The sequence below is a fragment of the Kaistia sp. SLG-1 genome, assembly GCF_059699055.1.
Map to the genome: position 1 here is coordinate 4,567,501 of NZ_AP048544.1, position 12,998 is coordinate 4,580,498.

General features: G+C 67.1%; 8 protein-coding genes (1 of these 8 running past the window's edge). 2 read left to right on the top strand and 6 right to left on the bottom strand.

The genetic code is table 11. The features are described 5' to 3' along the window. Positions 1–1,683: the 3' portion of a peptidoglycan DD-metalloendopeptidase family protein gene (locus tag AC6HZP_RS21250; RefSeq protein ID WP_497524436.1), read on the top strand. 459 nt of this gene lie to the left of the window's left edge; the window shows 1,683 of its 2,142 coding nt (coding positions 460–2,142); its start codon lies beyond the left edge, outside the window; the stop codon is at positions 1,681–1,683. A 235-nt stretch (positions 1,684–1,918) separates the two neighbouring features. Next, positions 1,919–2,548: a type B chloramphenicol O-acetyltransferase gene (gene catB / locus AC6HZP_RS21255; protein WP_497524437.1), complete on the top strand. Its 630-nt coding sequence runs from the start codon at positions 1,919–1,921 to the stop codon at positions 2,546–2,548. A gap of 76 nt (positions 2,549–2,624) precedes the next feature. Here catB and clpB read toward each other — a convergent pair whose 3' ends face one another. From clpB to AC6HZP_RS21285, 6 genes are all read right to left on the bottom strand, one after another. Then, entirely contained in the window at positions 2,625–5,225 is a 2,601-nt protein-coding gene (gene clpB / locus AC6HZP_RS21260) for an ATP-dependent chaperone ClpB (RefSeq protein WP_497524438.1), read from the bottom strand. Between the two features lie 296 nt (positions 5,226–5,521). Then, on the bottom strand, positions 5,522–6,748 hold the full coding sequence (locus AC6HZP_RS21265; protein WP_497524439.1) for a DUF4167 domain-containing protein: 1,227 nt from the start codon (positions 6,746–6,748) through the stop codon (positions 5,522–5,524). Between the two features lie 462 nt (positions 6,749–7,210). Beyond that, positions 7,211–8,086: a peptide chain release factor N(5)-glutamine methyltransferase gene (gene prmC / locus AC6HZP_RS21270; protein WP_497524440.1), complete on the bottom strand. Its 876-nt coding sequence runs from the start codon at positions 8,084–8,086 to the stop codon at positions 7,211–7,213. Positions 8,087–8,099: 13 nt separating this feature from the next. Further along, entirely contained in the window at positions 8,100–9,170 is a 1,071-nt protein-coding gene (prfA, locus tag AC6HZP_RS21275; RefSeq protein ID WP_497524441.1) for a peptide chain release factor 1, read from the bottom strand. Positions 9,171–9,175: 5 nt separating this feature from the next. Further along, positions 9,176–11,443 carry a phosphoenolpyruvate--protein phosphotransferase gene (ptsP, locus tag AC6HZP_RS21280; protein WP_201400922.1) on the bottom strand — a complete coding sequence of 756 codons (2,268 nt, stop codon included), beginning with the start codon at positions 11,441–11,443 and terminating at the stop codon, positions 9,176–9,178. A 164-nt stretch (positions 11,444–11,607) separates the two neighbouring features. Beyond that, complete coding sequence (locus AC6HZP_RS21285; RefSeq protein WP_497526836.1) at positions 11,608–12,861, bottom strand: aspartate kinase; 1,254 nt, start codon at positions 12,859–12,861, stop codon at positions 11,608–11,610. Between the last annotated feature and the right edge of the window lie 137 nt (positions 12,862–12,998).

Genomic DNA, 12,998 nt, shown 5'->3' on the forward strand with positions numbered 1-12,998 from the left:
GACGTTCCGGCCTATGATCCGGCCAAGATCGTCGCCGCGGCCGCCGGTCCGCGCGGCGGTGGCGGCGACGACGCGGCCCCCGCCCCGGCCGAGAAGCTCGGCGTCATCGACGACGAAGGCGCCTCCGGCGACGGCGGCGACGAGGGCCTCGTGGCCGCCGACGAAGAGGGAGCCAGCGGCGATGTCGAGCCGCAGGCCGCCGACACGAAGATCAGCGCCGACCAGGAGCAGATCTACGGCGTCAATGTCGAGGGCGAGGTCTCGGTCAAGGTCGTGGATTTCCCGCTCGACCAGGCGCCCGGCGAGGATGAACCGAGCTTCAGCCCGATCGAAGTAGAGCAGATCGCCCGCGCCTCGGTGCAGACGAACGCCAGCGGCGATATGCATATCGCGGCCATGCCCTATGTCGACCCGGACCGTTTTTCCTTCGACGAAAGCGGCACGGACCCGTTCTCGGCGCTCGGCGTCCGCATCGTGCCGGAAAACGTCTCCTTCGTTTCGAAGACCGGCACCGCGCTTCCTTCCGACGAACGCATCGCGGTCGTGGAGAAGAAGGAGACGCTGCAGGAAATCCTGTCCGAGAACGACGTCGCCGAACCCGACGCGCAGAGCATCCTTTCCGCCATGTCCGACCTGATGGACCTGTCGGATCTGCATGCCGGCCAGAAGGTCCGCATCCTGTTCGCCTCGGAAGGCGAGACGCCGCGGCCGATGCGGGTCTCGATCTATGACGAGGGCTCGCATCAGGCAACCGTCGCCCGCCGCGACGACGACACGTTCGTCCGCGCCGACGAGCCCGAGACCTCGACCGACGAGTTCGAGACCGCCGACCAGCCGTCGACCAGCAATGACGGCCCGATGCCGCGGCTCTACCAGGCGGTCTACGAGACGGCGCTCGAGCAGAAAATGCCCGCGCCGCTCATCACCGAGCTGATCCACATCTTCTCCTATGACGTCGACTTCCAGTCGCGCGTCTCGCCGGGGGACTCGCTTGAGGTGTTCCACTCGCTGCCCGAAGCGGACGGCAGCTCGGATGACGAGGAAATCCTCTACGCCGCGATCACGCTCGACGGCGCGACCAAGCGCTACTATCGCTATCGCTCGGCCGATGACGGCGTCGTCGACTATTTCGACGAGGAAGGCCGCAGCGCCAAGAAGTTCCTGATCCGCAAGCCGATGAACGGCGGCATCCTTCGGTCCAATTTCGGCTACCGCAAGCATCCGATCCTCGGCTACCAGCGCCTGCATCCGGGCGTCGACTGGGCGGCGCCGCGCGGCACGCCGATTCTCGCCGCCGGCAACGGCACGGTCGAGAAGGCCGGCTGGAGCTCGGGCTATGGCAACTTCACGCTGATCCAGCACACCAACGGCTATGAATCCGCCTATGGCCACCAGTCGGCGATCGCCAAGGGCATCCGGCCGGGCGCCAAGGTGCGACAGGGCCAGGTCATCGGCTATGTCGGCTCGACGGGCCTTTCGACCGGCCCGCATCTCCACTACGAGGTGCGCATCAACAGCAAGCCGGTCGATCCGCTCCGCGTCCGCCTGCCGCGCGGCCGCGTGCTGCAGGGCGACATGCTGACCGCCTTCAAGCAGGAAAAGGCGCGCATCGACACGCTGATCGGCACGTCCGCGAGCTCCAAGGTCGCCGCCATCAGCACGGACGACGAGACCACCAACTAGGGCGGGTTCGCGTTCGGAAAACGCGACCCAACAAATAGTTAGAGCGGCGCGGGAGGCCTCTCCGGAAGGCTCGATGATACCAGAAAGCGACAGAGCGACAGCTGCGGCCAGGCCGCCGTGCCGTGTGGCGCGGCGGCCCGCCTCCGCTGTCATCCGCCTCGTCTGAGGCGATCTTCCCGTTTCTGGGGTGCCCGCTGCGACGATGTTCGCAGGCGCACCGGCATGGACAAATGCCATGAACTTTTTCGAAAGCCCGTTCCAGGGCAAGCCGCTGACCGAGCAGGTCACCAATCCCAACATCCTGGTCGGCCGGTACAGCTACTATTCCGGCTATTATCACGGCCATTCGTTCGACGACTGCGCCCGCTACCTGATGCCCGATCGCAACGATGTCGACCGGCTGATCATCGGCGGCTTCTGTTCGATCGGCACCGGCGCCTCGTTCATGATGGCCGGCAACCAGGGCCATCGGAACGACTGGATCACGACGTTTCCGTTCTTCTATGTGCCGGAGGAGCCCGCCTTTGCCGGCGCGCTCGATGCCTACAGGCCGGCCGGCGACACCGTGATCGGAAACGATGTCTGGATCGGCGCGGAAGCGATGATCATGCCCGGCATCCGCATCGGCGACGGCGCCGTGATCGGCAGCCGGGCCCTGGTGACCAAGGACGTCGAGCCCTATGCGATCATCGGCGGCAATCCGGCGCGGGTGATCCGCAAGCGTTTCGACGACGAGACGATCGCCCTGCTCGTGGAAATGGCATGGTGGGACTGGGATCTCACCGAGATCCGCGATGCCATGCCCCTGCTCTGCTCCGGCGATGTCGCAGCACTCCACGGGCGCTGGCGTGACCGCAACGCCTAAGCCGCGACGGTAGCAGCAACAAAAAAGCCCCGCGCTGCGTCCGCAGCGCGGGGCCGATTTTTTCACCCGATCGGGATCACGCGGCTTCGGAAGCCCGCTCGCCGCGCGGCAGGAACAGCAACCGGTCCGTCCCCGCGGTGATCTTGATCAGCGATCCGTCCGGGATCTCGCCGGCGAGGATCTTGTCGGCGAGCGGATCCTGCACGTAGCGCTGGATCACCCGCTTCAGCGGACGCGCACCATAGGCGGGGTCGTAACCCTTCTCCGCCAGCCAGGCGCGCGCCGTGTCGTCGAGCTCGAGCGTGATCTTGCGATCATCGAGAAGCTTGGCCAAACGGCCGAGCTGGATCTCGACGATCCGCCCCATCTCGCTCTTCTTCAGGCGATGGAACAGGATGATGTCGTCGAGCCGGTTCAGGAACTCGGGCCGGAAATGCCCGCGCACCACCGCCATCACCTGCTCGCGGACGCCATCGACATCCTCGTCATCGCGCAGATGGGCAAGGAAGTCGGAACCGAGGTTCGAGGTCATCACGATCAGCGTGTTCTTGAAGTCGACCGTGCGGCCCTGACCATCGGTCAGGCGGCCGTCGTCCAGCACCTGCAAGAGCACGTTGAAGACGTCGGGATGCGCCTTCTCGACCTCGTCGAACAGCACGACCTGATAGGGCCGACGCCGCACGGCCTCGGTCAGCGCGCCGCCTTCCTCATAGCCGACATAGCCCGGAGGCGCGCCGATCAGACGGGCCACGGAGTGCTTCTCCATGAACTCCGACATGTCGATCCGCACCATCGCCGTCTCGTCGTCGAACAGGAAGGAGGCGACCGCCTTGGTCAGCTCCGTCTTGCCGACGCCGGTCGGACCCAGGAACAGGAACGAGCCGATCGGCCGGTTCGGATCCTGCAGGCCGGCGCGCGAGCGGCGAACGGCGGTCGAGACGGCATGCACCGCTTCGCCCTGGCCGACGACGCGCCGGCCCAGTTCGTCCTCCATGCGGAGCAGCTTCTCGCGCTCGCCCTCGAGCATCTTGTCGACGGGGATGCCGGTCCAGCGCGAGACGATCTGCGCGATATGGTCGGGCGTCACCGCCTCTTCCATCATCGTGCTGGTCTGCGCCTTTTCGGCCTCGACGAGCTGGCGCTCCAGCGTCGGGATCGCGCCATAGGCCAGTTCGCCGGCCTTGGCCAGATCACCGGTGCGCTGCGCCTTGTCGAGGTCACTACGGGCCTGGTCGAGCTGTTCCTTCAGCTTCTGGGCGGCGTTGAGCTTCTGCTTCTCCGCCTGCCAGCGCTGCGTATAGGCCGCGGATTCCTCCTCGAGATCGGTCAGCTCTTTTTCCAGCCGCTCCAGCCGGTCCTTCGACGCCGGGTCGGTCTCCTTCTTCAGCGCCTCGCGCTCGATCTTGAGCTGGATGATGCGCCGATCGAGTTCGTCGAGCGCCTCCGGCTTGGAATCGACCTGCATGCGGAGCCTGGCCGACGCCTCGTCGACGAGGTCGATGGCCTTGTCCGGCAGGAAGCGGTCGGTGATGTAGCGGTTCGACAGCGTCGCCGCCGAAACCAGCGCGGAATCCGTGATCCGCACGCCGTGGTGCAGCTCGTACTTCTCCTTGATGCCGCGCAGGATCGAGATCGTGTCCTCGACCGTCGGCTCGCCGACGAAGATCGGCTGGAACCGGCGGGCGAGCGCCGCGTCCTTCTCGACATGCTTGCGGTATTCGTCGAGTGTGGTCGCGCCGACGCAATGCAGCTCGCCGCGCGCCAGCGCCGGCTTCAGCAGGTTGGACGCGTCCATCGCGCCATCCGCCTTGCCCGCGCCGACCAGCGTGTGCATCTCGTCGATGAACAGGATGATGCCGCCATTGGCCGACGTGACTTCGGAGAGCACGGCCTTCAGGCGTTCCTCGAACTCACCGCGATATTTCGCGCCGGCGATCAGCGAGCCCATGTCGAGCGCGAGCAGGCGCTTGTCCTTCAGGCTCTCCGGCACGTCGCCATTGACGATCCGGAGCGCCAGCCCTTCCGCGATCGCGGTCTTGCCGACGCCGGGCTCGCCGATGAGCACGGGATTGTTCTTGGTCCGGCGCGACAGCACCTGGATGGTGCGGCGGATCTCGTCGTCGCGGCCGATGACCGGATCGAGCTTGCCGTCGCGGGCCACCTGGGTGAGGTCGCGGGCATATTTCTTCAGCGCGTCATACTGACCCTCGGCGCCGGCCGTATCGGCCGTACGCCCCTGGCGCAGCTGCTCGATCGCCCGATTGAGGCCAACCGGCGTGACGCCGGCCTCCTTCAGGATCTCGGCGGTCTTGGCGTCCTTTTCCAGCGCGAGCGCGAGGAGCAGCCGTTCGACCGTGACGAAGCTGTCGCCGGCCTTCTTGGCGAGATCGGACGCCTGCTGGAAAACCTTCGCAAGGGGCGGCGCGAGATAGAGCTGCCCGGCGCCGCCGCCGGAAACCTTCGGCATCGCCTCGAGGGCGCGCTCGGTCGCGGCCAGCGCCTGGCGCGAACGGCCACCGGAGCTGTCGATCAGACCGCCGGCGAGGCCTTCCTCGTCGTCGAGCAAAACCTTCAAGAGATGCTCGGGGGTGAACTGCTGATTGCCACGTGTCATGGCGAGCGTCTGCGCCGACTGGATGAAGCCCTGCGCGCGCTCGGAATAATTATCGAAATTCATATGTGCCTCCTGACCCGGTCCCATTGCCCCGAAGGCGCTGATGGGCCGCTCCAAAGATATGGACTTGCGTCCGGCGACATCCATGCGTGGCCTGCCGCCACGGGTAATATGGTGTGGCCGCCGCGCAACAGAAGGGGGCGTCTCGACAATTATGGCGGGCAGAACGGGAGGCGCGTCAACCCCGTTTCAGCGCGGCGCGCCATCTGCCCTGCCCCAGCCGCCTGCCCTCGGCCCCAAAACAAAAATGCCCGGGCGAGGACGCCCGGGCATTGGTCTGAATCAAGGAACGACGGCGATTACTCTTCGCCGGCCGGCTCCGCGGCGAGAGCCGGCTCGGACGCCGCTCCCTCGTCGCCCTCGGCGGCGCGGGCGCGCGTCCGGGTGGTCCGGCGGCGGCGGGGGCGGAATTCCTCCTCCGTCGCGGCGTCGCCATTGCCCTCGGCCGGGCCGTCCAGATTGAGCGCCGGCTGCTCGGCTGCGGCGGCCGTCGCGGCGGCGGCAGCAGCGGCCGTGGAACGGCTGGAACGCGCACGCGGCGCCGGCGCGGCGACGGGTGCCGCTGCCTCGACGGGCGCTTCAGCGACCGGGGCCGGAGCCGCCGGCTCGGCCTGAGCGACCGCCTCGACGGGCTCGGGCTTCGGCAGCTCGACCACCGGCTGGGGCTGTTCCAGCACCGGCTGCGGCGCGGGTTCGCCGGTCACGAAGCGCGGCAGCTGCGAGCGATCGCTCCGCTCGGCGCGGTCACCACGCTCCCGGCGCTCGCCGCGCTCCGGACGAGCCTGGCGCTCGGGACGGTCCTGACGCTCCGCGCGGTCCTGGCGCTCCGGACGGTCCTGCCGCTCGCCGCGATCCTGACGATCCGACTGGGCCTGACGATCCGGCTGAGCCTGGCGCTCGTTACGATCCTGGCGGTCATTACGGTCTTGGCGATCACCGCGATCCTGACGCTCGCCGCGCGGCGCGCGGTCGAAACGCTCCTGGCGGTCGCCACGGTCCTGACGATCCTGGCGCTCGCCGCGATCCTGCCGCTCCGAACCCTGGCGCTCGGAAGCATCGCCGCCATTGGCGCCATTGGTGTAGGGCTGCGGATCGTTGGGAGCGACACCGCCCTCGCTGCCCGGCTGACTGCGATCCTGATGCGCCTGGCCGAAGCGCTCGCTGAAGCGATCGTCTTCCTCGTCGAGGCCCTCGTCATCCTGTTCGGCGCGATAGAAGGGCTGCGGCTGCTGGTTGTTCTGGGGGTTCTGCGCCTGCGCCGCCGCGATCACGCGGAAATAGTGCTCGGCATGCTGCAGATAGTTCTCCGCCATGACGCGGTCGCCGGACGACTGCGCGTCGCGCGCCAGCGTCACGTATTTTTCGGCGATATGGAGCGCGGTGCCGCGGATCTTCACATCCGGCCCGTTGCTCTCATAGGAGCGGGTCAGCGGGTTCGGGCCCTTGCGGTTGTTGTTGTTGTTATTGTTGTTGTTCCGCCCGCGCATCCGCTTGTTGTTATTGTTGTTCTGCTGTCCTTGTCTCATGAATTTTCTCTTCCGTGACCAACAAGGTCAAACAATCTCATCGACCGGGGCGAAGCGCCCATCGGACAATTCCGTCGATCGGGTCAACCCGGGCATGAACCCGAGAGGCCGGAACCGGCGAAGGCGATCCTCACAATCCCGCAGATCGTGCAGCCATGGTCCGCGTCGCGAACCGAGGGCAAACTGGCACCGCCGAGGCGGGGCATCCGGGAAATACGTGTCGTACCGAGCAGAGATGACGTTGGAGTACCAGAGCCTGGCCGATCTCCCCCGATCCGACCCTCATGGCCAATCTGGTGGCCTCTAACCGCGCGGCCCCTGATCGCGGCCGTAGCTTCGGCGTTCGGGAGTCGCATCAAATCCATCTGCGGCGGCTCGGAAACTAGCTGTTTCGAGGCCGATTTCCAAGCGGATTATTCAAGTCGGGCGCTTTCACCGCCAATCTGTCCTCCCGCGAACATCTCAATCGATCCTGTGCAGTTCCACGATACGATCATGGCCCGCCAGATCGGCATGAACGGACGCATCGAAGCCCGCCTGCCGCGCCAGCGCCCGGAGGGCGTCGGCCTGATCGAATCCGATTTCCAGAAATGTCGCACCACCCGGCGCCATCACACGCTCGAGATCGTCGAGAATGGCGCGATAGGCATCCAGCCCGTCAGCGCCGCCGTCCAGCGCAAGCGTCGGATCGTGGTCCCTGACCTCTCGATCCAGCGTTGGGATGACATTACTCGCAATATAGGGCGGGTTGGAGGCAATTACATCGAATCGCCCGCAACTATTCGACCAGGCGCCGACGACGAAGCGGCTCCGTTCGGCAAATCCCAGTCGCTCGGCATTGTCGCGCGCCGTGCGGGCCGCCGCTTCCGAAAGATCGATGCCGATCCCGATGGCGTTCGGCAAGGCGCTCAGCAGCGCGATGAGGATGGCGCCGCTGCCGGTGCCGATATCGACGATGCGGAGCGGCTCCTGCCGGCGTCCCTCCCGGTCGATCCAGGCGAGCGCCGCCTCGACCAGCGTTTCGGTATCCGGACGCGGGACCAAGGTGGCGTCGGAGAGACGGAAGGGCATGCCCCAGAATTCCCGCTCGCCGACGATCCGCGCCACGGGCACGCCGGCCAGCCGGCGTTCGATCGCCGCCTCGACGGCCCTCGTCTCCGCGTCGGAAAGCGGCCGGTCCTCGGGAAGGAAAAGAAGGCGATCCGGGGGAACGCCGAGCGCCGCGGCGACCAGCACTCGCGCGTCGAGGGCCGGTGTCGCTTCGGGGCCAAGCCCCGCCGCCAGCCGCTTCGCCGCCATGCGCCGCGCGGCGCCGAGCGTGGCGGCCGCAGCGGTCATGTGTGGTCCCGGGTCATGCGTCGAGCGCCGCCAGCAGCCCGGCCTGGTGCTCGGTGATCAGCGGCCCGATGATCTCGTCGAGCGCGTCGCCCGCCATCACCGCCTCGAGCTTGTACAGCGTCAGGTTGATCCGGTGATCGGTGACGCGCCCTTGCGGGAAATTGTAGGTCCGGATGCGCTCGGACCGGTCGCCGGAGCCGACCTGGCCCTTGCGGTCGGCGGCGCGCTCGGACGAGAGGCGCTCGCGTTCCATGTCGAACAGCCGCGCGCGCAGGATCTGCGTGGCCTGGGCGCGGTTCTGGTGTTGCGACCGGCCGGCGACGACGATCACGGTTCCCGTGGGCAGATGGGTGATGCGAACGGCGGTGTCGGTCGTGTTGGCGTGCTGTCCACCGGCCGACGAGGCGCGCGTGGTGTCGATCTTGATGTCCTCGGGGCGGATATCGATGTCGACATCCTCCGCCTCCGGCAGCACGGCGACCGTGGCGGCGGAGGTGTGGATGCGGCCGCTCGATTCCGTCTCCGGCACGCGCTGGACACGGTGCGCGCCCGATTCGAACTTCAGCCGGGCGAACACGCCCTTGCCGGTCACGTCGGCGATGATTTCCTTGTAGCCGCCGGCCTCGCCCTCGCTTTCGGACAGGACGTTCATGCGCCAGCCATGCAGCTGCGCGTAACGCTGGTACATGCGGAAGAGGTCGCCGGCGAACAGCGCCGCCTCGTCGCCGCCGGTCCCGGCGCGGATTTCCAGAATGGCGCTCTTCTCGTCGGCGGCGTCGCGCGGCAGGAGGAGGATGCGGATTTCCTGGATGAGCGTCTCGACCTGGCCGTCGAGAGCATCGCGCTCCTCCTCCGCGAGCGCCGCCATCTCCGGGTCATCGGACAGGTCGTCGAGCGCGGCGCGCTCGTCGACCGCCGCCTTCAGCCGGCGCACGGCTTCGACGATGTCCTGCAGCTCGGCCCGCTCCTTGGAGAGCTGCACGAGGGTGCCGCCATCGCTGGTCGCAGCGAGCTTCTGATCGATCACTTCGGCGCGGGCGACGAGATGATTGATCTTGTCCCAGGGAAGTCCGGTAGGGAGCAACGTAGTCAGATCGGTATGCCTTCGGATTCGGCGAAGGCGGTGAGCGCCGCGCGGACGCCATCTCCACCATCGTCCAGAGCAAGCATGGGGTCGAGCACGGCCTTGAGCCGGCCGATGTCGAGGGCCAGCAGCATCGCCTTGACCGGACCGATCGCCGCCGCCGACATCGACAGCGAGCGGAACCCGATCCCGGCCAGCGCCATCGCCGCCAGCGGACGGCTCGCGATCTCGCCGCAGAGCGTCACCGGCGTGCCGTTGCGGTCGGCGCCCTCGACGATCATGCGCAGCGTGCGCAGGAAATGCCGCGACAGCGGGTCGAAACGGGTGGCGACGCGGGTGTTCCCGCGGTCGCTCGCGGTCATGTATTGCAGCAGGTCGTTGGAGCCGACCGAGACGAAATCGACGGCCTCCATCAACGAATCGAGCTGGAACAGCAGCGCCGGCACCTCGAGCATCGAGCCGAGCAGCACGCGCGTCGGCTCCTTGTGACCGTGCCGCCGCAATTGCGTCAGCTCGCGCTCCAGCAGGGCGCGGGCGCGGTGGATCTCGCCGACTTCCGTGACCATCGGCAGCATGACGCGCAGCTCGCGCCCACCGGCGGCGTGCAGCAGCGCGCGCAGCTGGATCCGCAGGAGGCCCGGACGGTCGAGGCCGAGCCGGATCGCCCGCCAGCCGAGCGCCGGATTCTCTTCCGGCTGCATCCGCATGTAGGGCAGCACCTTGTCGCCGCCGATATCGAGCGTGCGGAACACGACCGGGCGATTGCCGCTCGCCTTCAGCACTGCTTCGTAGAGCGCCGTCTGCTCGTCGAGACGCGGCATGGTCGAGGCGACCATGAATTGCAGCTCGGTGCGGAACAGGCCGATGCCCTCGGCACCGGCTTCGGCGAGATGCGGCAGGTCGACCAGAAGGCCGGCATTCATGTTGAGCGCGACGCGATGACCGTCGATCGTCACCGCGGGCTTGTTGCGGAGCAGGCGGTACTGGGCCTGGCGCTTGGCGCGGAACTTGACCTTCTCGGCATAGGCCGCCTCGACGTCCGCCGGCGGCCGCACATGCGCCTCGCCTGTGTCGGCGTCGAGGATGATCGGGTCGCCGTTCTCGACCAGCGAGACGATGTTGGCGGCGCGGCCGATCGTGGCGATGCCGAGCGCGCGCGCGACGATCGTCACGTGGCTGGTCGCCCCGCCCTCCTCCAGCACCAGGCCGCGCAGGCGGCTGCGGTCATAGTCGAGCAGCTCGGCGGCGCCCATATTGCGCGCGACGATGACGCCGTCCTTCGGCAGGCTGCCGCCGTCGGGACCATGCGACTTGCCCATCAGCTCGCGCAGCAGGCGATTGGCGAGGTCGTCGAAATCGTGCAGCCGCTCGCGCAGATACGGGTCGGTCTGGCGCTGCAGGCGGGCGCGGGTGTCGCTCTGGACCTTCTCGACCGCCGCCTCGGCCGAAAGGCCGTTCTGGATCGCCTCGTCCATGCGACGGACCCAGCCGCGGTCATAGGCGAACATGCGATAGGCTTCGAGGATGTCGCGATGTTCGCCGGCGAGCGCGATGTCGTCGCGCGAGAGCATGTCGTCGACGGACAGACGCAGATTGGCGATCGCCTGCTCGAGGCGCTGGCTTTCCTTGTCGGTATCCTCGGCGATCAGCTGCGTGACGACGACGCGCGGCTCGTGCAGCACGACATGGCCGAGCGCGATGCCGTCGGAAAGCGGCGTGCCCTTGAGCGACAGCGGCCGCTTGACGTCGAGCGAGGTGCCGGGCCGGGCAAGGCCCTGCAGCTCGCCGACGGCGATCATCTCAGCCAGCACCATCGCCGTCGTCTGCAGCGCTTCGACTTCTTCGTCGTAATAGGTGCGATGCGCGCGGTTCTGCACGACGAGAACGCCGAGCGTCCGGCCGGCGCGAAGGATCGGCACGCCGAGGAAGGCGTTGTAGATCTCCTCGCCGGTTTCCGGCAGGTAGGCGAAGGACGGGTGGCTCTGGGCGTCCTGCAGGTTGAGCGGACGCGCCTCGGAGGCGATCAGGCCGACCAGGCCCTGGCCGACCCGCAGCCCGGCATGGTGGACGGCAGAACGGTTCAGGCCCTCGGTCGCGTAGAGCTCGAGCACGTCATCGGCGCGGAGCACATAGACCGAGCACACCTCCGCGACCATGTTGGCCGCGATCTGGGCGACGATCTTGTCGAGCCGGTCTTGCGCGCTGATCGGCTCCGCCATGATCTCGCGCAGGCGACGGAGCAGGACGCGCGGCCCGGCGAGTGAACCCCGCATGGTCCGCCTTCCCCAATGCTTGAACTATGACGGGTTCCGACCATCGAAAACCGCCTTCCGGATGCGACCGATTCGGCCGCGCTCCGGCATGCTTTGCTTCCTACTCGTGGCACGAGTTAGGCAGAAGGTACAATGTTGTTTCGTAGGCTCGGAAAGCCTGTTGATCAGGCAGCATCCAGCCCATAGAGCGAGTGCAGCGTCCGGACCGCGAGCTCGGTATAGGCCGCGTCGATCAGGATCGAGATCTTGATCTCGGACGTGGTGATGGCGCGGATGTTGATGCCCTTGCCGGCCAGCGCCTTGAAGGCGGAAGCGGCGACGCCGGCATGGCTGCGCATGCCGATGCCGATCACCGACACCTTGGTCAGATCGCGCGAACCCTGAACGCTGACATAGCCGATCGAATCCTTGGCCGTCTCCAGCACCTTCCAGGCGCGGTCGAAATCGGCCGTCGGAACGGTGAAGGTCATGTCGGTCGTCGTGCCGTCCTCGGAGACGTTCTGCACGATCATATCGACATTGATGTTGGCCTCGGCCAGCGGCACGAACACCGCCGCGGCGACGCCCGGCTTGTCGGCGACTTCGCGGAGCGAGATCTGGGCCTCGTCCTTGGCATAGGCAATGCCGGTGACAACCTGCTTTTCCACGATCTCGTCCTCGTCGCAAATGAGGGTGCCTGGGGGATTGTTGGGATCGCCGAGCCGCGGGTCGAGCGGATCGACGAAACTGGACCGCACGAAGGTCCGCACGCCATGCACCATGGCCAGTTCGACGGAGCGCACCTGCAGCACCTTGGCACCCAGCGACGCCATCTCGAGCATTTCTTCATGCGAGACGCGATCGAGGCGCTTGGCCTTCGGCACGATCCGGGGATCGGTCGTGTAGACACCGTCGACATCGGTATAGATATCGCAGCGGTCCGCCTTGATGGCGGCGGCGATGGCGACGGCGCTGGTGTCGGAACCGCCCCGGCCGAGCGTCGCGATGCGGTTGTCCGGGCCGATGCCCTGGAAACCGGCGACGACCGCGACCTGGCCCTGCTCGAGCCGATCGATCAGCTGGGAGCCGTCGATGTCGACGATGCGCGCGGCGCCATGGGCTCCGTCGGTGCGGATCGGAATCTGCCAGCCCTGCCAGGAACGGGCGTTGATGCCCATTTCCTGCAGCGCGATCGCGAGAAGACCGGAGGTCACCTGCTCGCCCGAGGCGACGACGGCGTCATATTCGCGCGCATCGTGCATGGAGGCGGCGTCGCGGGTCCAGGCGACGAGCTCGTTGGTCTTGCCCGACATGGCCGAAACCACGACAGCGACCTGGAAGCCGGCCTCGACCTCCCGTTTGACGTGACGAGCCACATTGCGGATGCGTTCGATATCGGCGACGGACGTTCCGCCGAACTTCATCACCAGCCGGGCCATCATCAACCTTTGAAGGGCAGGTTCCGCAGCAATTGCGGAAGGGATTGAAGGAGTTCCGGCTAACAAGAACAACCGGACGGGCGCCTTCATAGCGGCTTCGGATTGAAGCCGCAACGGCGACGGCGAAACGCCACAGC